Origin of the sequence: Cutibacterium avidum ATCC 25577 (genome assembly GCF_000227295.1) — a bacterium.
GTDB lineage: Bacteria > Actinomycetota > Actinomycetes > Propionibacteriales > Propionibacteriaceae > Cutibacterium > Cutibacterium avidum.
This window is the reverse complement of the sequence record NZ_JH165054.1, coordinates 1,140,371-1,165,315: the sequence shown is the minus strand read 5'-3', so window position 1 is coordinate 1,165,315 and position 24,945 is coordinate 1,140,371. Positions and strand designations below refer to the sequence as shown.

Here is a 24,945-nt window from a genome sequence, read left to right as displayed (position 1 = left end):
CACCACACACGATCCGGGTATATCTGGCTCGCCGACCTAGCGCAACACCACGGACGTGGCGACGCCTTGGAGCGTCGCCACGTCGGATCTCAGGGTGTCTCACAACACCTTCGACAAGAAGTTCTTCGTCCTCTCGTGCTGGGGGTTGGAGAGCACCTCGACCGGGTCTCCCTCCTCCACGAGGTAGCCATCGGACATGAACATCAGTTTGTCGGCGACCTCTCGGGCGAATCCCATCTCGTGGGTGACGACGGCCATCGTCATACCGCCCTCGGCAAGGTCCTTCATGACGTCGAGCACCTCACCGACCATCTCCGGGTCGAGGGCCGAGGTCGGCTCGTCGAAGAGCATGACATCGGGGTCCATGGCCAGGGCGCGCGCGATCGCGACACGCTGCTTCTGACCACCCGACAGCTGCGAGGGACGGGCGCCGGCCTTGTCGGCCATGTGCACCCGCTCCAGCATCCGATGGGCGCGCTCAGCAGCCTCTTTCTTATTGGTCTTCTTGAGCTGCACCGGGGCCAGCATGATGTTCTCGGCGACGGTCATGTTCGGGAACAGGTTGAAGTGCTGGAAGACCATTCCCACCTTCTGACGCACCTTGTTGATGTCGGTGTCCTTGGCGGTGAGGTCCTGTCCCTCGACCTTGACGGTGCCGCTCGTCACCTCCTCAAGCAGGTTGAGGCAGCGCAGGAAGGTCGACTTTCCGGACCCGGAGGGGCCGATGATGGACAGCACCTCACCCTTGGTGATGGTGGCGGAGATGCCCTTGAGCACCTCCAGCTCCCCGAAGGACTTGCGCAGGTCGATGACCTCGATCATGGGGCCGTCATAGGTAGTTGCGGTGGTCACTTGTTCACCTTTCTGTCGACGAAGTTCGACAGCTTCGTCAGGGCGAAGATGACGATGAAGTAGATGATGCCGACCATCAGCCAGATGTCGAAGGACCGGAAGTTCCGGGCGATGATCTGCTGACCCTGATACGTGAGCTCGGCGAATCCAATGACAGCCAGCAGGGAGGTGTCCTTGAGGCTGATGACGAACTGGTTGATGACAGCCGGGGTGCTGATCTTGACCGCCTGCGGAACGATGACCTTGCGCATCGACTGCATCCAGTTCAGGCCCAGGGACCGGGATGCCTCCATCTGCCCAGGATCAACGGACTGGATGCCGCCGCGAACGATCTCGGTCATGTAGGCACCAGCATTGAGGGACAGGGTCAGGACGCCGGCCGTCAGCACGCCGATCTTGATCCCGGTCACCGTAGGTAGACCGAAGTAGAAGAAGAAGGCTTGGACCAACAACGGTGTCCCTCGGAAGATGTCGACGTAGATGGTCGCGATGGCCTTGAGAATCCCGATGCCGGACACCTTGCAGAACCCGAAGATGACGCCAAGGATCGACGCGAACAGCAAGCTCAGCGCGGTGGCGGCCAGGGTCATTCCCAGACCCTTCATGAGGGCGGGGAAACTGCTCACGAAGAGCTGCCAGAAGGATTGATCGGCCTCGGAGTCGGAGGCCTTGAGGTACTTGTCGACGATCTTGTCGTAGGTGCCATCAGCCTTGACGTCTGCCAACCCCTTGTTGAAGGCATCCTTGAGGGCAGCATTGTTGCCCTTGAGGACCGCGAAACCGTAGGACCCGCCAGCCACCTTGGGCGTGACGGTCTTGAGGCCATTGCCCTGGGCGATGCCGTAGGCCAGTACCGGGTAGTCGTCGAAGACAGCCGCTGCATTACCGGTCTGCACCTCGGAGTACATGGTGTCGGCCTTGTCTAGGGCCTTGACGGTGAATCCGTACTTCTTCGAGATGGACTTGGCGTAGGCCAAGCCCTCGGCGCCGGTCTTGCCGACCACGGTCTTGCCCTTGAGGCCCTCGTATCCGGAAATGTCCGAATCCTTCTTGACGGCCATCTGCACGCCAGACTGGAAGTACGGATCCGAGAAATCGAAGATCTTCTTGCGCTCGTCGGTGATCGTCATTCCCGAGAGCACAGCGTCGGCCTGTTTCGCCTGAACCGCTTGGAGGGCGGCGTCGAAGCCAATCGCCTTGATGTCAACCTTGAATCCCTCACGGGTCGCAATCTCATGGATGAGGTCCATGTCGATACCGACCATCTCACCGGAGGCGTCACGGTACTCAAACGGTGCGAAGGTGGTGTCAGTGGCAATGATGAAGGTCCTGCCCTTGACCGACGAGGAGTCGTCGGCATGTGCCTGGGCCATTCCGGGACCCACGAGGGTCACCAGGCCCACGAAGGCAGCCACGATGACACTCATGAGACGTCTGACCCGCTGTGACACGTGAATCATGCGGTTTCTCCCAACTTGACGCCGCTATGGCGTCATGGCGGGCATGGTAAATGATGTCGGGAGCTTTCCCGCATTCGTCCCACAGGGCGCACCCGCCCGGGAAAACCCGAGCGGGTGTGTCTTCGCCCATTCCGACGGGGCCTTACAGCGCCCTGATCAGGAGACCAGCGCGAACACTCCCCACGTCAGCAGGAAGCTTGTCAGGCTGAAGATCGTCGACAGGACTGTCCAGGTGCGCAGGCCGTCCTTGACGCTGAGCCCAAGGTACTTCGTGACGATCCAGAAGCCAGAGTCGTTGATGTGCGACAGGCCGAGGCCACCGAAGCCAATCGCGAGCGTGACGAGCGCCACCTGGGTGCTGCTGTAGCCGACGTCGGCGATTGGCTGCGCCATCAGACCAGCGGCCGTGAGGATCGCGACGGTGGCCGAGCCCTGCGAGGCGCGCAGCGCAGCAGCGATCAGGAAGCCAGCGAGGATGACCGGCATGTGGAGGCCGATGAGCACTTCGGAGAATGCTTTACCGATACCCGACGTGACCAGCACGTTCGCGAACACTCCGCCCGCGCCGGTGACGAACACAATTACTGCCACGTCCGGTAATGCCGAGTCGAGCACCAACCCTCGCTTCGCCAGCCCCCACCGCTGCTGATGTCCGACGACGAGGTAGGCCACGATCACTGCTGTGAGGAGTGCGAGCGGGGCGGCACCGATGACTGCCGCGAGTTTCTGCGGCATCGAGCCTTTGGCGAGCATCATGTTGCCCACAGTGCCGATCATGATTTGCACGATCGGCAGCAGGATGAGCGCGACGACGGTCCCGGCCCCCAGCGGCTGGCGAGTTCCGCCGTCGACGGGCTCCGCCGGCTTGGTGGCCGGCGACTCCCCGAGCGTGACGCTCTCCAGCTTGAACAGCTTTGCGGCCATGAAACCGATCACCGTGGTCACAGCCGCAATCGGCAGGCCGATGAGCAGTGACATGCCGTTGTCGGCACCCGTGATACCCGCAGCAGCAACCGGGCCCGGATGCGGAGGCAGGGCGACGTGCACCGTCAGCATTGCACCTGCCACGGGGAGGCCGATGCGCAGGGGATTGATCTTGGCTGCGCGAGCGAAGCCGAAGATGATCGGAGCAAGGATGATGAACCCCACATCGAAGAACACGGGAATGCCGAGGACGAATGCGGCCGCAGTCACGGAAGCGACGACGCGCTTCGGCCCCAGCGCGGCCGAGAAGCGCTGCGCGAGTGAGTCGGCACCGCCGGCCGTCTCGATCAGGCGCCCCAACATCGCGCCGAGGCCGACGACGATCATCACGCTGGACAGTGTGTTGCCCATGCCCGTGGTCATCGTCGGGATGATGTCGAGCAATGGAATACCCGCTGCCAACGCGGTACCGAATGACACGAGCAGCATGGCAACGAATGCTGGAATCTTGACTTCGATAACCAGCAACAACAGCAGCACGATGGCACCGAGTGCGATGCCGAGCAGCGCTCCGGCTCCCATGTCAGCCCCGTTTTGGGGTGACGACGTCGATGATCGACGAATCGTCACGCGCAGCCTGACCGTTCGCGTAGCCGAGCAGGTAGAGTTGCTCGGCTGCGGCCGCGACGGGAACGGCCATGCCCACCGACTTGGCGGCGGCCGTCACGATCCCCATGTCCTTCACGAAGATGTCTTCGCGTGACTTCACCTCCGCCTCCTCGCCACGATAGCGTTGAATGGCGCGGGGACCGCGGTCGCCCAGCATGAAAGACGCGGCAGCGCCGGACATGAGCGCTTCAAGGGCCTTCTCTTGGTCCAGGCCAAGTTGGCCCGCGAGCGCCAGCGCCTCGCCCGCGGCGGCGATATGTACGCCGCAGAGGAGCTGGTTGACCGTCTTCATGGCCTGCCCCTTGCCGGGCGTTTCACCGACGAGCACCAGGTTGGAGGCCATGGCCTCGAGCACAGGAAGGGCGTGGGCATACACGTCGGGGTACGCTCCGACGACGACCAGCAGGTCACCCTTGCCCGCGCGGACGGGGCCTCCTGAGACGGGCGCGTCGACGAGGCCGATGCCGTCGTCCGCAAGCCGTTGCGCGACCTGCTCGACAGCAGCAATACCGACGGTGGAGGTGAGGATGATCGCGCTGCCCTTCGGCAACATCTCGACGATGCCCGCGCCGCCGTAGAGGAGCTCTTCGAGCTGGGCCTGATTGCGCACTGCGACAAGGGCGACGTCCGCGTCGGCGCAGGCCTCTCGCGCGCTGGCGCGGCAGGTGACCCCCTGTTCGGCTGCGAGCTGGACGCGCTCGTCGGCGATGTCGAAGCCCGTCACGGTGAATGACTGAGTAAGCCAGGTGGCCATAGGCAGTCCCATGGCACCCAGACCGAGAACGGCGATGTTCATGGTAAATCCTTTCGGTTGGAGGGGGTGGGATCAAGCTTGGGTGAGTTTCACGACGACCTCGGACAGCGAATCGGCCTGCCCAACGTTGCCAGCGAACACGACAAACGGAATGCCGGCTGCGGGGCCGTCCTGGGCGGACCAGAGCGACACGATGCCCGGCAGCATCGGACCGACGACGTTAGCCCGCCGGAAGCCGAGCCCGTGCGTCGCCACGTCGGATGAGGTGATGCCACCCTTGGCGACGACGAACCGCGGCAACGTCTTCGCCAGCACCTGCTGCACCACCTCAACGACGGCCTCCGAGACTCTCCGAGCGATGTCGAGCGACGCCTGCCCGTCGGGGCCCGTGACGAGGGCCCGGGAAGTGCGGACGACCACATTCCCTTCGGCGAGGTGCTTTGCCGCGCGGGCAGCGACATCACGAACATGCTCATCCCGACGGCCCTCATCGACGATCTGCGCCACCTCAATCTCGAGCTCGAACGGCTGTTGCGTCTCGCGGAGAAGGTTGAGCTGGTGAGTGGTGAGATCCACGTGACTCCCAACGACGATTAGTCCGCCCGGCGTAACGTCACGACCGCTGCGGGAGGCGCGGATCTCGTCGACGCTCACAGGCTCCTTGACAGCCTGTCCGATACGGCCGCGGAGAAACGGCGGACCTACGCGATACACGAAGTGCGAGCCAGCGGACTCTGCCGCGATGAGGGCGAGCGCCAGAGCGCGCAGGTCGTTCTCTTCCACGATGTCCACGACGATCGGCTGCCGGTTTGTCGCCGAGCGCAGCAACGCGATGGCGCCCTCATGGTCGGCGCGGAGCGTGGCGAGATCGAGCACCAGCACGTCGGCGGCGGGGACGGCGCCGTCGGTCTTCTCCTCCACCCAGCGAGGCAAGTACGACGAGGAGTAGCCGAACGTCGCGTCGCGCGCGAACTGCGTCTCGCCGACGGGTGAGAACCCCTCGGCCACGGATCCGGCGTAGTGGGTACCGCGTACCGTGATTCGGCCCGCGTCACCGAAGGCAGGGACGATGACCACGCCGTCGACAGGGCGCGCTCCATGCCGAGCTAGCTCGTCGGCGATAGTGTCGGGCTCCAACGGGAAGTGCCCGCGCAGCGTGGAGTCCGAGCGCGAGACAAAAGCGACGGGGTGCCCTTGACTGGCCTCGAGCGCGGCGGCTACGACCTCCCTGTTGACGCGCGCTGCGTCGTCGGGGGCCAGCGACCGCGAGTTGGTCATGACGTAGACGGCGGGTTTCCCGCTCGAGAAGGCCCAGCGGAAGTCCTCGACTTCCCAGTGCGTGAGCACCGGAAGATCGGCGACGGACTGCGTGCCGGTGGGGTCGTCGTCGAGGACGACGTAGGTGGTGGTGTCGTTCGCTCTCGTACGCGCCTCGACGACGTCCGCTGCCGTCAGCTCACGCGCTGGGGGCATCCCGTCCAAGAGTTCGGCCAACAGGGAAGCCATGCTCTCACTCCTTTGTGCTCAGACCTCTGAGGTCTTTGCTTGATGGTAGACACACCGAAGAATGTTGCGCAAGGGATCGTCGGAGATTTGGCCGGCTCAGTGGTCCGAGGCAAACTTCACGATGTCGTCGCGCGTCTGCGTCATGTGTGCCCGCATGGCGTTCTTAGCTGCCTCCGCGTCCCTGACCTTGATCGCCCGGAGGATGTCGCGGTGGTGGCGCGTCGCGCGCTCCCGCACCTCAACCTGCGCCGAGGTGACCCGACGGGAACGCTGAAGGGCATCGGTCAGCGAGTGCATGACGGGGGCGAGGAAGGGATTGCCTGTCGCGCGGAGAATGCACTCGTGGAAGTCGAGGTCGAGGCGGACGACCTCTTCGATGTCTTCTCTGGCGGCAGCCCGATCATAGTCTGCGAGGCATGTTCGCAGGGCGTCGAGGTCCTCGTCTGTACGGTGCTGCGCAGCAAGTCCGCAGGCGCCAACCTCGATCATCCGCCGCACCTCCGTGAGCTGACGGCCGAGTTCCCGGGGTGAGGTGGTGCGGGCGACGACGTTGATGAGCGTGGGCAGGTCGCGCCACTCGCGCTGCTCGGTGACGTAGGTGCCACGGCCGTGCACGACGTTGAGGATGCCACGGTCGGTGAGCGCACGGACCGCTTCCCGCATCGTCGGGCGCGAGACACCAAGGAGATTCGCGAGGTCCTGTTCCGACGGCAACGCCTCGCCGGGCGCAAACGTGCCGTCGACGATCTGGTCCAAGATCGCGTCGATGGCCTCGTCGGCAAGGGGTCGTCGGGCCATACTCTCCTCCGTCCTCCCGGCATGACCAAGTATGGCCAGCCGGTGTGTAGGGACGAGTCTAGTGGTGGAGGCCCTTTCCTCACCTGATCGGAGGGAGGCAGCCGCCCACAGCATTGCTTGGTGCAGGATGCCGCCAAGGTGGCTGTGGCGCGTGAAGGTCACCCCGTCGCAGTCGAGCGTGACCGTCGGCTACCTCGGTGCAGCGATCGCGGGCACGGCCGGTCAGGTTCCTCGTAGTGGTGTAGTGGTGTGTTCTTTCGCTTGGGTGGGGCGGGCGGTAAGTGCAGGATCACACCGCTACACCACTACGAGGAACCTGACCGATGGACGAGGGACGACACTTGTCAGAAGAGGCCAGAACGGCGTACGACAGCCGGTGACAAGACGACCCAAGAGGCGCCTGATCTTCTAGGAATGACAACACTCCCCGACACGTTTCCTTGTCAGAGGCGGTTTTGATGGTGGGCCTAACTGGACTTGAACCAGTGACCTCCGCCTTATCAGGGCGGCGCTCTAACCGACTGAGCTATAGGCCCGAACCTCGACCGGTTTCCCGACCGCGAGTAAAGACTCTAATGGATACTTAATGTTCGGAGCAAGTCGGGATCCAATCGAGGTGTCGTGCTCCACTCAGAACGCCACACCACAATGAACGATGACGTTGGAGTATGGAGTCGTCTCACCGGTTCGCACCACGAAGGAGACACTCGGAAGTGCCTTCTTCAGGTCTTCGTGACTGACGGCTTTGACCTCGTCGATCCGATTCCTCACCCACTCCTCCGGCTCGTGGCCGACAGCCTCGGTGGCGATCATGGCCCCCTCGACGGCGACCTCGTCCAGGATGGCGTCGAAAACCTCCTGGAACCTCGGAGTTCCCAGCACCAGCGCGAGATCAATCACCGGGACGTCCGCGGGAATCGGCAACCCGGCGTCTGCCACGACGAAGGTCTGGGTGTGCCCCAACCTGGCTACCGCCGCACACAACTGGGTGTTGAGCAGTCCGCTCTTCTTCATGCTTGATCTCCTTGGCGAATGTTCTCGATCTCCCCAATGCTCGGGTAGGAGGCCTGTGCTCCTGATTTGGTCACCGTCAGAGTCGCCACCGCAGTGGCGAAACGGCAACCCTCGACAAGGCTGCGTCCGCGAGCCAGCTCAGCAGCCAAGGCACCGACGAAGGCGTCCCCCGCACCGACCGTGTCGACAGCCACCGTTTTCGTTGCCGGCACCGAATCGAACCCTTCCGGTCCGCCGATAATGCAGCCGGCCGATCCCAGGGTGATGACGACACTGCGACATCCCAGATCCAACAACTCGCGCAGGGCGGCGTCAGGATCCTCTTCAAGGCGAGGCGTCGTCGACCCCAGCGCGGCAGCGACGAGAGCCGCTTCGTGCTCGTTGACCACCAGTGGATCGGCCATCCGAATGACCTCCGGGTCAACGTTGATGACCGGAGCCAGATTGAACACGAACCGCTCGGCGCATCGAGCTGCCTCGGCTATCCCGTCACGCGGGATCTCCCCTTGGCAGACCACGACGTCAGCGTCCCCGACCCTCTCGGCCTGCGCATGCACGCTCGCGGCGTCGACCGACCCGTTGGCGGCCGCGATGACGATGATCGAGTTCTCTCCGGAATCGGCCACCATGACGACGGCAGTCCCCGTCAGGATGTCTCGCCGCACCACACCGTCAAGGCCGACGCACTCCGAGAGCAGGGAGAGGGCTGTCTCAGCCGTCGGATCATTCCCGACAGCACCAACCATCTCCACCTGGGCTCCGCAACGTGCCGCCGCAAGAGCCTGGTTGGCTCCCTTGCCGCCGGGGGTCAGGGTGGCCTCTCCCCCGGCCAGGGTCTCCCCCGGCCCGGGGAACCTCTCCACACCGACTCTCATGTCGGCATTGATCGACCCGACGACGGCGACCTTCCCGGATGCTGTCACGCATCGATCACTCATTCGTAGTCCTTCGCGTTGTCCTTGGTCACCAGCACCACCTTGATCGGGGTGGTCTTGGAAACCGTCTTGCCGGCCAGAATGTCGGCGGCCTGGTCCACCGCGGTCTTACCCAGCAGGGCGGGCTGCTGAGCGATCGTCGCTCCCAGGGTTCCAGCCTTGACAGCCTTGATGCCGTCAGCAGTGCCGTCGAAGCCGACAACCTTGACGCTCTTGCCAGCCTTCGATCCCAGAGCGGAGATGGCGCCGATGGCCATCTCGTCATTCTCGGCGAAGATGCCAGCAGCCTTCGGGTGTGCCTGCAGGAGGTTGGTCGTCACGTCGAGGGCCTTGGAGCGATCGAAGTTGGCGGTCTGCTTGGCGACCACCTTGATGCCCGGGTGTTTGGCGATCTCCCCGGTGAATCCCTTGCCACGGTCGCGGGATGCCGAGGCTCCCGGGGTTCCCTGCAGGTGGATGATCTCGCCTTTGTCGCCCATGATCTTGGCGAGCTCCTTGGCAGCCTCGACGCCACCGGCGACGTTGTCAGAGGCGATGAAGGAGGCGACGTCACCGCTGGAGGAGCTGCGGTCGACGGTGATGACCGGAATCTTGGCCTTGTTGAGGGCCTTGACCGAGGGGGCGACGGCGTCGGAGTCGGTCGGGTTGACGATGACGACCTTGGCTACGGTGGACACCGCGTTGGCGAGTTGGTTGGCCTGAGTGGCGGCATCGTCAGAGGCATCCTGGACCTGGAGGTTGACCCCCTTGGCCTTGGCCTCCTTCTTGGCGCCGTCAACCAGCTGGACGAAGAAGGGGTTGGTCTGGGTGGAGACGGCCAGCACGACCGTCCCGGAGGCGGCCGATCCGGATCCGCCGTCGCGGTTGCAGCCCGCCAAACCGGTGGCGGCCATCGTCGCGACGACCGCCGTCGCGAGCATCTTGTGAGCAGTCTTGAACTTCATCATTCTACCTTTCGTCTTTCAACAGGGTTTTTCTGTTGCCAATGTTGTGTTCAGGACTCTTTCTTGGATCTGAAGACGTCGAATCCGACAGCCAGGGCGATGACGCAGCCAATGACGACCTGCTGCCAGAAGGAGGACACGTTGAGAATGTTGAGACCATTACGAATGACGGCCAGAAGGACAGCGCCAATGAACGTACCGCTCGCCTTTCCGGAACCTCCCGACAGGGAGGCGCCACCAATGACGACGGCGGCGATGGCATCCAGCTCATATCCCAGACCCGCCTGCGGCTGAGCCGAGGACAGTCGACCAGCCAGAACCAAGCCGGCCAGACCAGCGAACAGACCGGCGAGGGCGTAGACGGCGACGAGGATGCGACGCACCGGGATACCGGAGAGGCGGGCAGCCTCCTCGTTGCCACCGATGGCGTAAAGGGAGCGGCCGAGCACCGTGCGCGACAGGATGAACCAGCACACCACGCCAGCCAGGGCCAACATGATGACGGGAACGGGGATCGGCCCCAGGTCAGCGCCCAGGTGGTTCACTGCACCCGAGGTGGCAACCGGCGTTCCACCGGAGATGACGAGTGTCAGGCCACGAGCGACGCTCATCATGGCCAGTGTCGCGATGAAGGCCGGCAGCTTTCCGTAGGCGATGGCCAGACCGGAGGCGGCCCCGGCGAGGAGACCGATGAGCAGGCCGATGATGAGGGTGAGCCAGCCCGGCAGACCGACGTTGGAGAACATCCACGCCGAGACCATGGCCGACAGCGCGGCGACGGAACCGACCGACAGATCGATGCCGGAGGTGACGATGACAAAGGTCATGCCGAAGGCCATGATGGCCACGACGGCTGCCTGAATGCCGATATTGATGATGTTCGGCACGGTGAGGAACACCGGGGTGGCAATGAATAGGGCGATACACAGAATGATGAGACCGACAAGGGCACCATGATTGAGGGCCCAGGAACCAATTCTCCTACCGACCGACGGTTTTTGAGTGGTGGCTGTTGTTGCTGTGGTCACGATGATATTTCCTTTCCCGATCATCGCTGATCGAGACAAGACGACATTGTTTCAATACTTTTCGGATTCAGAAATGGTCATTCTGGTTTTTCATCGACGGGATCGACGGAGGCCACTGCCAACTCCATGACGGCATCCTCGGTGGCCGTCATGGCGTCCAGGGTTCCCATCGCCCGTCCATGGGCCATGACGAGGATTCGATCGCTCATCCCGATCACCTCTGGCAACTCGCTGGACACCATGAGGACGGCTCCCCCGGCTTCGGTGACGGAGTTGATGAGCTGGTAGATCTCGACCTTCGCACCGACGTCAACACCTCGGGTCGGTTCGTCGAGCAGCAGGATTGACGAGTCCGCGAGGATCCAGCGACCGATGACGACCTTCTGCTGGTTGCCACCGGACAGGTTGCGCACCGGCTGATCCAGGCCGGCCATCCGCACCCGCAGTTTCTCGGCGACGTCCTGAGCTCGTCGTCGCTGGCCGGATCGATCAACCAGACCGGCGTGGGAGGTCGACTTCATGGTCGCGTAACCGAGGTTCTCGTTGACCGAGGCGTCCAGGACCAGTCCCTGGGACTTGCGCTCCTCGGGCACGTGGCCGATGCCATGGGCAATCGCGCGGGAAACCTTTCCGCCCGGAAGCTCCTTGCCATGAACGCGAACGGTGCCGGAGTCGTACTTGTCAGCCCCGGCAACGGCTCGCAGGACTTCGGTACGTCCGGCTCCCACCAGGCCGGCCAGGCCCAACACCTCGCCGGCATGCAGCTCGAATTCGACGTCCTGGAATGCCCCTTCACGACTGAGTCCCTTGACTGACAGCAGCACCTCTCCGACCTCACAGCGGTGGCGCGGGAACTGGTCGTCAATGTCGCGGCCGACCATCATCTTGACCAGCTCGCGCTCGGTGGTGGAGGCGGGAACCTCACCGACGAGGGTGCCGTCGCGCAGCACGGACATATCGTCACCAACGCGCGGAATCTCGTCGAGGTGGTGGGAGATGAACACCATCGCCACGCCCTTGGCCTTGAGGTCGTCCATCACCTCGAAGAGCTGACCGGACTCCTTGCGAGTCAAGGCGGCGGTGGGCTCGTCGAGGATGAGCACTCTGGCATCCATCGAGAGAGCTCTCGCGATCTCCACAAGCTGCTGGTGCGCAATACTCAGCGACCCGACGAGGCGATCCGGGGAGACGTCCAGGCCAATCCGCTCCAGAGCGGCACGGGCCTGGGCTCGCATCGGGCCCCAACTGACGAGTCCACCACGGCTGGGAGTACGTCCCAGCATGATGTTCTCAGCCACCGACATCTGTGGAACGAGGTTGAGCTCCTGGTGGATCGTCGCGATGCCCTCGGCCTCAGCAGCCTTGACGGTGGGAAGGTCGACAGGGTTGTCATCAATGACGATGGATCCCGAATCTGGGTGGTAGATACCGCTCATCATCTTGATGAGGGTGGACTTTCCGGCTCCGTTCTCGCCGAGGAGGACGCGCACCCTGCCCGGGATGACGTCCACGGAAACGTCCTCAATGACCTTGACGGGCCCAAAAGCCTTACTGACGTGGTCCAGTCGAAGTACTGGCGATGTTGTCACTGGTCCTCCTTGACCATTCGGGTTGATGCCCTAACGATGAGATGGGTGTCCAGTCGAGCGGAGCTGGTCGGTTCACCAGCCATGGCATGGTTCAGCAGATCAACGGCCACCTTTCCCATGGCGTCGATGTCCTGGGCAACGACGGTGAGGGCCGGATTGGTGAGACTGAACACCGGAAGGTCGTCGAAACCGACCAGGTCGATGTCCTCACCGATGCGAACTCCCCTGTCGAGGCAGGTTCGCAGGGCTCCCATCGACATCAGCGAGTCGGAGGCGAAGACGGCGGTAGCACCGCGATCGAGTAGTTGTCCGGCACCGACGCGTCCCGACTCCTCCTGGTAGTCACCTTCCACCACGAGGTCATCGACGACGTCGACATCATGCTCGGCCAACAGCTGGCAGTAGGCTTGGTAACGCTCCAGACCAGTCGACGTCTGCTGGGGGCCGGTGATGAAACCGATCCTGCGGTGCCCACGTTCCAACAGGTGATCGACGGCCTCCCCCATCCCGTTCCACGGATCGGAGGTGACGGAGGGTAGTGATGACCCCGCGACCTCACGGTCCACGCAGACCACCTGGACCCCGTCGTCGACCAGGTCCTTGACGGCATGTTCTCCCAAGCCGGTCGGGGTGACGATCGCACCGTCGACTCGCTGACGACGAAGGGTGTCGACGTATCGGTTGAACTGGTCAGGGGACTCGTCGGCATTGCACAGCAAGGTGGCCCAACCATGGGCCAGGCAGGCGTTCTCCACAACTGATGCCAGCTCGGCAAAGTATGGGTTTCGAATGTCCGGGACGACCAGACCAATGACGCCGGTGTGGGCCGAACGCAGCGACCTGGCATGAGCGTTCGACAGATAACCGAGCTCCTTGGCCGCCTTGCGCACTGCAGTACGCGACGCTTCCGAGGTCGCGGAGCTGCCATTGAGAACGCGAGATGCTGTCCCGAGGGACACACCGGCCAGCTTGGCAACGTCCTTGATCGTCGATTTGCGATCCATCTTTCCCTCCTCTCGTCGTCGAGTCCGAGGTCGCCGGGGCCTGTCCCCGACCTCACCCATGGAAACGTTTCCACAGATGTATGGCATAAATGAAAGCAAACGAGGAACCCGGTGTCAAGGGAATTGGCAACGGTCCTCGTCAAACCCGTGTGGTCGGCATATGACGACGCGGCTGACAACGCAAAACGTCCCCGGATGCTCACACATCCGGGGACGTTCTCCACGCTTTCAGGGCCCTCAGTCCTCCGCGAGGGTCACCTCCAGACCACCCATGATCTCCGCAGCCAAGTTGTACAGGAAGCTGAACAGGGTCGAGATGGCTGTGAACAGCACCGCGTTGATGGCACCGATGAGGGCCGTCAGACCCAACACTCGGCCAGTGTTGACGTAATCGGACAACTGGAACTTCGAGTTCGAGCTCGGGGAGCTGATGAGATCATTGGCCACCTTGTTCATCGAGTCAAAAGCACCCGAAGCACCGATGATGCCCCAGATGATCCACGTCGCGATGAAGAAGATGATGGCACCGGCGACACCGAAGAGCAGGGACGTCTTCATGACCGACCACGGGTCAACACGCGTCAGACGCAACCGGGCTTTACGAGTACGCCTGGCAGCACGGGCGGGCTGATGCGCCTGGGCGGGACGGGAATCCGGCTGATGGGGCGCCTTCTCCCACTTCGTCGCTCTCGCGTCGGCGCGCTTCACCGCAGGGGTCGACGCCGTCGTCCGCTTGCGATCAGACTCTTGACGTGGATCGGGGCGCTGCCGGCCCTTCCCCTGGAAGGTACGACGAGCGTCACCGGCAGTCCAGTGCGTCGCCTCTGGATCATCGGGACCCGGATGCGTCACCTTCTTCTCGTCACTCACCGTTGTCCTCCGGCTTCATGTCGCTTTCCGCCGTATTGACGGTACGGTCGTCGTCCACAGTATCGCCTTGCGGAAGCACATCCCCGGATTCGGTCTGCGTGGCACCACCTTCAGCGGTTTCCACAGCCTTTTCCTCGACGTCCTCCTCGACCGCGTGCTCAGGATTCACCGCGATGATCGAGACGGCGTCGTCACCGTGCACGGAGACGAACTTCACCCCCATCGTCGAACGTCCCTTGGCGGGAACCTCAGAGACGGCCGACCGTGTGATCTGACCCGAGGTCTTGATGGCGATGATCTCGTCAGCCTCGCTGACCACCAGGCCACCGACGAGGGAACCACGCTCCTCGTTCAGGGCCATGGCCTTGATGCCGAGGCCACCACGTCCCTGCTGGCGGTACTCCGAGACGGCAGTGCGTTTGGCATAGCCACCGTCGGTCGCGGTGAAGATGAAGCGGTCGTCCTCAGGCATGTCGGAGTGAATGATCGACATCGACAGCAGCTCGTCGTCATCTCGGAACTTCATGCCGGTCACGCCGGAGGTGGCACGACCCATCGGCCGCAACTGGTCATCACCGGCGGAGAACCGAATCGCCTGACCCTTGCGACTGATGAGCAGGACGTCGTCCTCGGCCGAGCACTGCTCGGCACCGATGAGCTCGTCGTCCTCGGTACGGAAGTTGATGGCGATGACGCCTGCCTGACGGGAGGAGTCGTAGGCCTTGAGGGCAGTCTTCTTGACCAGGCCCTTACGGGTCGCCAACAGCAGGTACTCGGCGTCCTCGTAGGAGCGCAGGGTCATGACCTGGGCGATCTTCTCGTCGGGCAGGAAGCTCAGCAGTCCGGCGACGTGACCACCCTTGGCGTCACGGCCGGCCTCCGGCAGCTGCCACACCTTGGTGCGGTAGACACGGCCCATGTTCGTGAAGAAGAGGATCCACTGGTGGTTGGTGGTCGTGAACAGCTGGGCCACCTCGTCGTCAGCACGCAGGCTCGCACCGCGAACACCCTTGCCACCGCGCTTCTGCACGCGGTAGAGGTCGGTGCGGGTGCGTTTGGCGTAACCACCACGGGTGATGGTGACGACGACATCGTCGTCGGGGATGAAGTCCTCCTCGGAGAAGTCCCCGTCAGCCGCGATGATGCGGGTGCGACGCTCGTCACCGTACTTCTCGACGATCTCGGCGAGCTCGGTCGAGATGATCTCGCGCTGACGATCCTCGCTGGCCAGGATGGCCTTGTAACCGGCGATGAGACGCTCGAGTTCCTCGAGACGGTCGATGATCTTCTGACGCTCCAAGGCGGCCAGACGACGCAGCTGCATGTCGAGGATGGCGCGAGCCTGGATCTCGTCGATGTCGAGCAGCTCCTGCAGGCCGGTGCTGGCGGCCTCGGTGTTCGGGGAGCGACGGATGAGGGCGATGACCTCGTCGAGCATGTCGAGGGCCTTGACGAGGGCCCGCTGGATGTGGGCGTCCTTCTCGGCCTGGGCCAGACGGTACTCGGTACGCCTGCGGATGACCTCCATCTGATGGTCGATCCAGTAACTGATGAACTGGTCCAGACGCAGGGTGCGCGGCACGTTGTCCACCAGGGCCAGCATGTTGCAGCCGAAGGTGTCCTGCAGAGCGGTGTGCTTGTACAGGTTGTTCATGACGACGCGCGGCTGGGCATCCCTCTTGAGGACGATGACCAGACGCTGACCGGTACGGGCCGAGGAGTCGTCACGAATGTCGGCGATGCCGTTGATACGACCGGAGTTCACCAGGTCGGCAATCTTGGTTGCGAGGTTGTCGGGGTTGCACATGTAGGGCAACTCGGTGACGACCAGGCACTGGCGTCCCTTCTTGTCCTCCTCCATGTCGATGACGGCACGCATCGTCACCGAGCCACGGCCGGTCCGGTAGGCGTCCTCGATTCCCTGACGGCCCACGATGAGCGCGCCACCAGGGAAGTCAGGACCCTTGATCCGCTCCATGCACGCCTCAAGCAGCTCCTCCTGGGAGGCCTCGGGGTGGGTCAGGGACCACTGCACGGCCTCGTTGATCTCACACAGGTTGTGGGTCGGGATGTTGGTTGCCATACCGACCGCGATGCCCGAGGACCCGTTGACGAGCAGGTTGGGGAACCGGGCGGGCAGGACGACCGGCTCGGTCTCCTTGTTGTCGTAATTCGGCTGGAAGTCGACGGTGTCCTGGTCGATGTCGCGGACCATCTCCATGGCCAGCGGAGCCATCTTGCACTCGGTGTATCGCATGGCGGCCGCGCCGTCATTGCCCTGGGAACCGAAGTTGCCCTGGCCCTGGACCAGCTTGTGGCGCATGGCCCACGGCTGGGCCAGACGCACCAAGGTGTCATAGATGGCCGAGTCGCCGTGCGGATGATACTTGCCCATGACGTCGCCGACGACACGGGAACACTTGTTCCAGCCGCGGTCGGGACGGTAGCCGCCGTCATACATCGCGTAGATGACGCGACGGTGCACCGGCTTGAGGCCATCGCGCACGTCGGGCAGTGCTCGCCCGACGATGACGCTCATCGCGTAGTCGAGGTAGGCATTCTGGATCTCGTCGCGAATCTCTACCGGCTGGATCCCGACGTGGCGGCCGGTCACCAGTCCTTGACGGTCGGCCTGGTTCTGCTCGTCGGGCTTCTCATCGTCAGCCATGGAGTGTCCTTTGAATGATCAGTGGATGAGGGGAGGGTTCGAGGGGGTGCTCAGATGTCGAGGAAGCGGACGTCCTTGGCATTGCGCTGGATGAAGGACCGGCGCTGCTCGACGTCCTCACCCATGAGGATGGAGAACATCTGGTCGGCCAGGGCGGCGTCCTCGAGGGTCACCTGGAGCAGCAAACGCTTGTCGGGGTCCATGGTGGTGTCCCACAGGTCCTCGGCATCCATCTCGCCCAGACCCTTGTAGCGCTGGATCGGGTTGACCTGAGGCAGCTTCTTGCCATGGGCCAGACCGTCCTGACGCAGCAGGTCACGCTCCTCGTCAGAGTAGGCCAACTCGTGAGGAGAGTTCGTCCACCGTAGCCGGAACAGCGGCGGCTGGGCCAGGTAGACGTGACCGGCGTCGATGACTGGGCGCATGAACCGGAACAGCAGGGTCAGCAGCAGGGTGCGGATGTGCGCGCCGTCGACGTCAGCGTCAGCCATGAGGATGATCTTGTGGTAGCGCAACTTATCCAGATCGAAGTCCTCGTGGACGCCGGTTCCCAGCGCGTTGATGATCGACTCGATGGTCTCCGAGCTCAGCGCGCGGTCGAGACGGGCCTTCTCGACGTTGAGGATCTTGCCTCGCATCGGCAGGATCGCCTGGATCCGCGGGTCACGACCCTGGGAGGCCGAGCCACCGGCGGAGTCACCCTCCACGATGAAGATCTCGCACTCCTCCGGGTTGGTCGAGGAGCAGTCCTTGAGCTTGCCCGGCAGGGAGGTCGAGCCCAGCAGACCCTTGCGGTTACGGGCCAGGTCGCGGGCCTTGCGAGCTGCGACACGCGCCTGGGCGGCCGCCTGGGACTTGCGGACGATGTTCTTGCCCTCGTTGGGGTTCTCCTCGAACCAGTCGGAGAGCTTCTCGTTGAGAGCCTTCTGGACGAAGGACTTGGCCTCGGCGTTACCGAGCTTGGTCTTCGTCTGGCCCTCGAACTGCGGTTCGGTGAGCTTGATGGAGACGACGGCGGTCAGTCCCTCGCGGATGTCGTCACCGGAGACGCGGTCCTCACGCTTCTTGATGAGTCCCCAGGTCTCGCCCCACCGGTTGACGGTGTTGGTGAGAGCGGCACGGAAGCCCTCCTCGTGGGCGCCACCCTCGATGGTGTTGATGGCGTTGGCGAAGGTGTGGACGCTGGTGGTGTACGAGGTGTTCCACTGCATCGCGATCTCCAGACCCATGCCCTCCTCAGGACGATGGGACTCCAGGGAGATGATGGTGGGATTGATGACGTCGCGGGTGCCTGTGAGGAAGCGGACGTAGTCCTTGAGGCCCTCGTTGTAGAGGAAGTCCTCGTGGATGGGATTGCCGTCCTCGTCGACATGACCTTCACGGCGGTCAGTCAGCATGATCCGCAGTCCCTTGTTGAGGAAGGCCATCTCGCGGAAGCGGTTCGACAGGGTCTCGTATTCGAAGACGATGGAGTCGAAGATCTCGTCGGAGGGCTGGAAGCGCACCGTGGTGCCCTCGTGCTCGTCAGGGCCAAGGGCCTCGAGCTGCTCCAACGGGCCGTCCGGCTCGCCCAGGCTGAAGGACTGACGCCAGTGGTAGCCGTCACGCCGCACCTCGACGACGAAGTGGGAGGCCAGGGCGTTGACGACCGAGGAACCGACGCCGTGCAGACCGCCGGAGACCTTGTAGCCCCCGTTGCCGAACTTGCCGCCGGCATGCAGCTTGGTCAGCACCAGGGTGACGGTAGGGATGTGCTCGACGGGGTGCTCCTTGACCGGGATACCACGTCCGTTGTCGGTGACCTGGCACCAGTTGTCGTCGAGCAGCTCGACCTGAATGGTGTCGCAGTAACCGGCCATTGCCTCGTCGACCGAGTTGTCGACGATCTCGTAGACGCAGTGGTGCAGACCGCGCTCACCGGTGGAACCGATGTACATACCGGGACGCTTCCGGACGGCTTCCAGACCTTCCAGGACAGTGATCTGACCGGCGTCATAGGATCCGTCGACGGTCGTCGGGGAAAGATCCGAGTCAAGGACGTCAGGATGATCGGTGGCGTCGATGAGAAGGTCCTCGGGGGTGTCCCCGTCGGTCACGGACTCGGGCATCTCGGGCTGGCTCACGGGCAATGCGCTCCTGTGTCTCTGCAGAGGTCACGGTGACCTCCGGGGTTGGCGTCACCGTCGGATGTCATGCGCCGACGGAGAGCCCAACGCCCCGATGTTACCGCAATCCTGAGCGGTACCGGACACCGGAACCCGCGAGACGGACGTTGAGAGGGTCTGTGAGCGATTCGACCCCCATCCCCGACCACGGGGTCCGGGATGGGGGTCACGGCGTCTGCAGCGGTACGCCGCCTCTCACACCTCTATCAGCTCAGGAGTGGTCAGCGTCAACCCCGGCGCCTGCCAGGAATCCACGCCCCTGGCCAGTCACCGTCACCTCCCCGCCTGCCGGCAGCCATGCCGACTGACCACGATTCAGTTCACAGTCCTCATCGTCGCAGTGAGCAACCAGCTGCCCCTCCGTGACGAGGAGAATCCGGCCCAGGTCGGTAGCCGGAAGTAAGAGGGTGTCGTCGTGTCCTTGCAAGGCCCACAACCGGAATTCCGGGAACTCGGTGCGGTAGAGACCCACTCCTGGGGACACCTGAACCGCGTACTCACCGACGCACGGCTCGGGAGTCATGATGGCATGGTCGAGCAGGGCATCGACGTCGACGTACTTGCTCGTCAGGCCACCACGCAGGACATTGTCGGAGTTGGCCATGATCTCAACACCGGTGCCACCGAGGTAGGCGTGCATGGTGCCGGCTCCCAGGTGAATCTGCTGACCAGGTGCCAGTCGCACCCGGTTCATGAGCAGGGCGACGAGGATGGACGGGTCACCGGGATGGTCCTCGGACAGCTCGACGGCGGTGCGCGCCAGGCCCCGAACAGCCTCGTCAGTGCCCTCCTCAAGATACGTGCGGGAGGCTGCCACGACTCCTTCCACGACGGTCACGACCTTCTCGTCACCCGAGAGCACCGTCGCGACGACCTTGGCCAGTCCGTCGTCCTGGCCCAGCGGCGCGAGCACCTCACCCAGTCCGTCGAGCTTCCCCAGTCCCGACAGCAGAACCAGGGAGGAGGACGGGTCACGGAAACCACACAGAGCGTCGAAATCCGTGAGAGCGACGATCATCTCGGGCTTCGGCCAGTCGTCACGGAAGATGCGATTGGGATCACCCGGGCCCACTCCCGCCTCGTTCTCAGCGGCGAATCCCCTCTCGGCCTGCTCACGCGACGGATGGGCCTGGATACTCAGGGCATGGGAGGCCGACAGGATCTTGAGCAGGAAGGGCAAGCGATCACCAAAGGCGTCGCGGCTGGCCCGCCCGAGTTCCTCGGGGTGGTCAGCCAGCCACTGATCCAAGGTGACGCCGTCGGCCAGAACTGACGGAGCCTTGGGGTGAGCCCCCAGCCAGTACTCAGCCCACGGCTGTCCATTCGGCTGCTCGCCGAGAATCTCGGGGATTGCCTGATCCGATCCCCAGTCGTAGTGCTGAACCTCACCGACCAAACGCTGCATCTGACCTCCTCATGGTCGAGTACAACGTTACGGGTATCACCCTATGTGAGCCATATTCTCGCGGGTTCTTCGCTCAATGCCGACGCCCTCAAGGGTCAGTGATCTCAGCCATAGGTGTCGCGCGGCCCACGACCCGGCACAGACCTGGAACCGTGTTTCCAACTGGGAGCAGTGGGGCCCTCGATGATGACCCTGGTGACGGTCCCCTCACCCAGCCGACGATTGAGTTCGGCAACCAGCTGTGGCGCGATGGTGCGCAAGGAGGTCGCCCACACCGTCGCCTCGGTACGGACGGTCAGGACCGTGCCCTGATACTTGACCGGACGGGAGTGCTCAGCATTGGTCGGACCGACGAGTTCTGGCCAGCGTGAGAGGACCAGGTGCAGGTTGACCTGACGTCCCCATCCCTTGGACTTCACAAGGTTGGTGAAGGCATCCCCCAGGGCCATCGGGTCGCGGGCATCCTTTCCCGGGCCAGACCATGTCGGGGTACTGGGAGGACGACGACGTCTCCTCACCATGGAGCGTCGAGGTGGTGGCAACAACACCTCACCGGCGTCGTCACGACGCGGGGTTCCCGCCGGTTCACCACGGGAAGCTCGAGCGATGGCCAGGGCGACGTCGACCCCTTCGTCGTCATGGTCGGCTGCCAGGCGACGGTCCTCGTCGGAAGGGACGACCGGGTCGCGCGGATCAACTCCGTCAGTCATCGTCACTCCCCTCATGGGGCAGCACCTGGCCGCCACCGACGTCGAACCTCTCCCCACGCAGGATCTCGGGAACATCCGAGGCTACTGCGGTCGTCACCAGGACCTGATCAGCCTCGATGACTGAAGACGCCAGCCGTCCACGTCGAGTGACGTCAAGTTCGGCGAAGACGTCGTCGAGGACGAGAACAGGCTCGATGCCGTCGTCCCGCAGCAACTGGAAGGACCCCAGCCGCAAGGCCAGCGCCAATGACCACGATTCACCATGGGAGGCATACCCCTTGGCCGGCATTTCCCCGATGTGCAGGACGATGTCGTCGCGTTGTGGACCGACGAGGGTGACGCCACGGATGAGCTCGTCGGCTCGCCGTTTCGCCAGGGCGTCGAGGAATCGGTTCGCCAGCTCCTTGCGGTCGATGGGCTCGGGGATCTGGCCCTCCTGGGGAGGTGACCACAGTCCGTCGAGGTCGATGGTCGACTTGTACGAGGCGGTCACCAGGTCATTGACCGGGGCGATCTCACGGTAGGCGGCCGAGGTCAGTGGCATGACAGCCGACAAGGTGTCAAGCCGAGCTGACAGGAGCTCGGCACCGATGGTGGCCAACTCGTCGTCCCAGATCTCCATGGTCGCGCCGATCTCGGCTCCCGCCGACGGTCCCCTTCCAGCCAGGGACTTGAGCAGGGCATTGCGCTGTTTGAGGACGCGCTCATAGTCCGACTTCACCCCGGCCATCCGCGGCCATCGTGTCATCACCAGCCCGTCGAGGAAGGTGCGACGATCTGACGGATCACCACGGACGATGACAAGGTCATTGGGCGAGAACACCACGGTTCGCAACACCCCGAGGATCTCGCGAGGTCGGGTCAGTGGAGCGCGATTGATCCGTGCCCGATTGGCACGCCGCGGATTGATCTCGACCTCGAGGAGCAGACTACGGGAATCCTCGGCCCCGGCACGGACTCGGCCGCGCACCACGGCCTGATGAGCTCCCAACCTCACCAGCGGGGTGTCATTGTTGACGCGGTGTGACGACAGGGTGGACAGGTATTCCACGGCCTCGACGAGATTGGTCTTTCCCTGACCGTTGAAACCGATGAAGGTCGTCACCCCCGCTGTCATGGGGACGTCGGCGCGGACGTAGGAGCGGAAATCGACCAGTTCGAGACGCTCGACGAACATCCGGACCTCCCTCCGACCGCTGTCAGGCCGTCCGAGTCAGGTTACCGGAGCGAGTTGTTCACAGCCATGGCCTGCCGTGCAGGACGACGCAGCCCTCGGGGAGGAGTGGATCATCACCGCTGCGAATGGCATCGACGACGGCTTCCGGTTCAGACAACGGCGCAGGACCGTCTCCTCCCCACTCCAACGCACAGCGTCGGCTGGTGGCCACCAGCCGGAAGGCCGATCGATCCGCGTCCGAGGGGGCGACGATGGAGACGAGACTGCCGTCGACGAGGGCCGTCATGTCGTCGTCGAGAACGGCCAACAGGTCTTGCGACCCGGAGTCACAGGCATCACAGGCACAGTCGGGGACGATGTCGAAGGGGTCGGCGTCGGAGGTGACGGACAGCCCGACGAAGGGAACCTGGTCGAAGGTGACGACGGAGACATGCAGCGGCAGGGTGTTTCCGTGCGGGCTCGACCAACGCTGCTGCAACTGGTCCTCCCCCTTGGCCATGGTGTCGACGCCGACGTCGCACAGAGTGGAAAGGGCCTGCTGCCAGGCTTGCAGACGCAGCACGAGAGCTCGATACCGCTGTGGATCGGTAACCCTGCTGTACTCCTCCTCGGCCGCTATCTGGTTGTCAGCGTGGGGATCGGGCCAGGAAGGCGCGTTGAGGGCATCGAAGACGCGGTCGACCTCGGTCCGGACGTCAGCGATGGTTGTCATGCCAACAGTGTGGCAATCCCACTGACTGGACGATCCAGCACCCCATGCCCCTGGTCCACAAGTCAGAGTGCTATGGAACCTTCACGAGTCGGTCTTGTCGGATCATGCCCGTCGACAAGGCCCATTAGTGTCGTGGGATCGGTCAGGAGGGAAGCCTCATGAGCATGATGACGTGGCGGTAATCCGTCTCCGGCTTACCGTCGAGATCATTGAGTCCGGTCACCAGGCAGGGCTTGCCGGGAGCGGTGAAGGAGAAGTGGACGTAAGGGGTGTCCAAGGCACCGAGGGCGTCGGACAGGTAGTGCGGGTTGAATCCAGCTGCCGTGATGGTGGGTTCTCCGTCAACGTGGTTGGTGACGATGGCCTCGATGGCCTCGGAGGCCTGGGCCTGGTCACCGGTGGCGGCCGACAGTGCGACCGAGTCGTCATTGATGACCATGCGTAGCGGGGTGTTGCGCTCGGCCACCAGGGAGACACGACGCACCGAGTTGATGAGCTCGTCGGTACGAGCGCGCACCGATCGGGTGGCCTTGATGTCCATGAGGTGACGAACCTTGGGGAATTCGCCACTCAGCAGACGGGTGGTCATCCGACGCACACCGTTGGCACCATCACCCTCGAAACCAACCAGACCCTCGCCGCTCTCGCCCGAGGAGAGGTTCACGGTGACGTGCTCACCGGAGGTCATGGAGCGGGCGGTCTCGTTCATGACCTTGGCCGGCACCAGGGCGGTGGCCTCGGCGTCGGTGGCGGCCGGGTTCCAGGTGATCTCCTTGAGGGCCATGCGGTAACGGTCGGTGGCCAGCAGGGAGAGGACCTCGCCGTTGATCTCGACGCGCACGCCGGTGAAGACCGGCAACAACTCGTCGCGTCCAGCGGCCACGACGACCTGGGCGACAGCCCGGGAGAAGACATCGGCCTCAACGGTTCCGGTGGCAGCCGGCATCTGCGGCAGATCGGGGTACTCGTCGACCGGCAGGGCCTGCAGGGTGAAGCGGGCAGATCCACAGACCAGATCCATCTTGGCGGGATCCGTGGTGATCTGGACCGGCTTGTTGGGCAAGCTGCGCGCAATGTCGGCCAGCAGCTTGCCGGAAACCAGGGATTCGCCGGGCTCGTCAACCTGGGCGGGAAGGGTGATTTGGGCGCTGGTCTCGTTGTCGGAGGCAGACATCACGACGGAGTCACCCTCGGCGCGTACGAACAGTCCAGCCAGGATCGGCACTGTCGGCCGGTTCGGCAGGCTGCGGGCAGCCCAGGCGACAGCTTCGGCCATGACATCGCGTTCCAGACGGATTTTCACTGCGTCCCCTTGACTTGGCGTCTTGCACCCCATGGTGCTTGCAGGTCGATCATATCCATGCCACAGGACGAATCGCACCCACGTGATGCCAACGTTGAGGGTGTGGTCGGCGATGTCGGGGAAAATTCCGTCAGTAGATCTCGTCGGGTGAGCAACGGCGAAGGAGGCCTTGTCCCCAAATCCACACCCACAGATTTTTAAGAGATGGAGATGTATGTCCTTTCTTCATCGTCATAACCGCTGTGGATCTTGTGGATAATCCCTGAAACCCGTTGTCACAGAGTTTTTGGTGATGTGGATGACGACGTGGACCGGATGTGTGTGCCGAAGGGGTTCCTGTGGACGGCCGACGTTGTCCCATGGTTGTCCCCCGACTATCCACTGGTTTTCCACACCCGAGTGTGGGGATGGGGACGAACGCGTCCGTGCACGGGTCAAGACGGTGCCTGGGGGGTGGG

20 protein-coding genes and 1 tRNA gene are annotated in these 24,945 nt (G+C 63.6%); all 21 read right to left on the bottom strand.

The features are described 5' to 3' along the window. Positions 1–99 precede the first annotated feature (99 nt). Positions 100–852 carry an amino acid ABC transporter ATP-binding protein gene (locus HMPREF9153_RS05165; RefSeq protein ID WP_004810103.1) on the bottom strand — a complete coding sequence of 251 codons (753 nt, stop codon included), beginning with the start codon at positions 850–852 and terminating at the stop codon, positions 100–102. Continuing rightward, positions 849–2,312, bottom strand: a complete 1,464-nt coding sequence (locus HMPREF9153_RS05160) for an amino acid ABC transporter substrate-binding protein/permease (RefSeq protein ID WP_004810101.1) — start codon at positions 2,310–2,312, stop codon at positions 849–851. The genes HMPREF9153_RS05165 and HMPREF9153_RS05160 overlap by 4 nt, the downstream gene beginning before the upstream one ends. Positions 2,313–2,468: 156 nt before the next feature. Next, positions 2,469–3,818 (bottom strand): GntP family transporter, encoded by a 1,350-nt coding sequence (locus HMPREF9153_RS05155; protein WP_004810099.1) that lies wholly within the window; start codon positions 3,816–3,818, stop codon positions 2,469–2,471. 1 nt (position 3,819) lies between these two features. After that, the gene (locus tag HMPREF9153_RS05150; protein WP_004810097.1) at positions 3,820–4,701 is read right to left on the bottom strand and encodes an NAD(P)-dependent oxidoreductase; all 882 of its coding nucleotides are present in this window, start codon (positions 4,699–4,701) and stop codon (positions 3,820–3,822) included. Between the two features lie 30 nt (positions 4,702–4,731). Then, positions 4,732–6,165, bottom strand: coding sequence for a four-carbon acid sugar kinase family protein (locus HMPREF9153_RS05145; RefSeq protein ID WP_004810095.1), 1,434 nt, complete (start codon positions 6,163–6,165; stop codon positions 4,732–4,734). A gap of 96 nt (positions 6,166–6,261) precedes the next feature. Continuing rightward, on the bottom strand, positions 6,262–6,963 hold the full coding sequence (locus HMPREF9153_RS05140) for a FadR/GntR family transcriptional regulator (protein WP_036979617.1): 702 nt from the start codon (positions 6,961–6,963) through the stop codon (positions 6,262–6,264). Positions 6,964–7,422: 459 nt separating this feature from the next. Then, positions 7,423–7,499, bottom strand: a tRNA-Ile gene (locus HMPREF9153_RS05135). A 94-nt stretch (positions 7,500–7,593) separates the two neighbouring features. After that, complete coding sequence (rbsD, locus tag HMPREF9153_RS05130; protein WP_004810092.1) at positions 7,594–7,977, bottom strand: D-ribose pyranase; 384 nt, start codon at positions 7,975–7,977, stop codon at positions 7,594–7,596. Then, positions 7,974–8,915: a ribokinase gene (locus tag HMPREF9153_RS05125; RefSeq protein WP_004810090.1), complete on the bottom strand. Its 942-nt coding sequence runs from the start codon at positions 8,913–8,915 to the stop codon at positions 7,974–7,976. Before HMPREF9153_RS05125 ends, rbsD begins: the two co-directional genes overlap by 4 nt. Then, positions 8,912–9,856 carry a D-ribose ABC transporter substrate-binding protein gene (locus HMPREF9153_RS05120; RefSeq protein WP_023032164.1) on the bottom strand — a complete coding sequence of 315 codons (945 nt, stop codon included), beginning with the start codon at positions 9,854–9,856 and terminating at the stop codon, positions 8,912–8,914. Before HMPREF9153_RS05120 ends, HMPREF9153_RS05125 begins: the two co-directional genes overlap by 4 nt. Positions 9,857–9,906: 50 nt before the next feature. Then, on the bottom strand, positions 9,907–10,908 hold the full coding sequence (locus tag HMPREF9153_RS05115; RefSeq protein ID WP_004810086.1) for an ABC transporter permease: 1,002 nt from the start codon (positions 10,906–10,908) through the stop codon (positions 9,907–9,909). 53 nt (positions 10,909–10,961) lie between these two features. Then, entirely contained in the window at positions 10,962–12,473 is a 1,512-nt protein-coding gene (locus HMPREF9153_RS05110; RefSeq protein ID WP_004810083.1) for a sugar ABC transporter ATP-binding protein, read from the bottom strand. After that, entirely contained in the window at positions 12,470–13,477 is a 1,008-nt protein-coding gene (locus HMPREF9153_RS05105; RefSeq protein WP_004810081.1) for a LacI family DNA-binding transcriptional regulator, read from the bottom strand. The genes HMPREF9153_RS05110 and HMPREF9153_RS05105 overlap by 4 nt, the downstream gene beginning before the upstream one ends. Positions 13,478–13,714: 237 nt before the next feature. Next, positions 13,715–14,347: a DUF3566 domain-containing protein gene (locus HMPREF9153_RS05100; RefSeq protein WP_004810079.1), complete on the bottom strand. Its 633-nt coding sequence runs from the start codon at positions 14,345–14,347 to the stop codon at positions 13,715–13,717. Continuing rightward, on the bottom strand, positions 14,340–17,015 hold the full coding sequence (gene gyrA / locus HMPREF9153_RS05095) for a DNA gyrase subunit A (RefSeq protein ID WP_004810076.1): 2,676 nt from the start codon (positions 17,013–17,015) through the stop codon (positions 14,340–14,342). Before gyrA ends, HMPREF9153_RS05100 begins: the two co-directional genes overlap by 8 nt. A gap of 50 nt (positions 17,016–17,065) precedes the next feature. Further along, the gene (gene gyrB, locus HMPREF9153_RS05090; RefSeq protein WP_174266661.1) at positions 17,066–19,123 is read right to left on the bottom strand and encodes a DNA topoisomerase (ATP-hydrolyzing) subunit B; all 2,058 of its coding nucleotides are present in this window, start codon (positions 19,121–19,123) and stop codon (positions 17,066–17,068) included. A 268-nt stretch (positions 19,124–19,391) separates the two neighbouring features. After that, positions 19,392–20,585, bottom strand: coding sequence for a mannose-6-phosphate isomerase, class I (manA, locus tag HMPREF9153_RS05085; RefSeq protein ID WP_004810071.1), 1,194 nt, complete (start codon positions 20,583–20,585; stop codon positions 19,392–19,394). A 104-nt stretch (positions 20,586–20,689) separates the two neighbouring features. Then, positions 20,690–21,295 (bottom strand): DciA family protein, encoded by a 606-nt coding sequence (locus tag HMPREF9153_RS05080; protein ID WP_004810070.1) that lies wholly within the window; start codon positions 21,293–21,295, stop codon positions 20,690–20,692. Then, the gene (gene recF, locus HMPREF9153_RS05075) at positions 21,288–22,472 is read right to left on the bottom strand and encodes a DNA replication/repair protein RecF (protein ID WP_004810068.1); all 1,185 of its coding nucleotides are present in this window, start codon (positions 22,470–22,472) and stop codon (positions 21,288–21,290) included. Before recF ends, HMPREF9153_RS05080 begins: the two co-directional genes overlap by 8 nt. Positions 22,473–22,530: 58 nt before the next feature. Next, positions 22,531–23,184 (bottom strand): DUF6226 family protein, encoded by a 654-nt coding sequence (locus HMPREF9153_RS05070; RefSeq protein ID WP_004810066.1) that lies wholly within the window; start codon positions 23,182–23,184, stop codon positions 22,531–22,533. 142 nt (positions 23,185–23,326) lie between these two features. Continuing rightward, positions 23,327–24,487 carry a DNA polymerase III subunit beta gene (dnaN, locus tag HMPREF9153_RS05065; protein WP_015583545.1) on the bottom strand — a complete coding sequence of 387 codons (1,161 nt, stop codon included), beginning with the start codon at positions 24,485–24,487 and terminating at the stop codon, positions 23,327–23,329. Positions 24,488–24,945 lie beyond the last annotated feature (458 nt).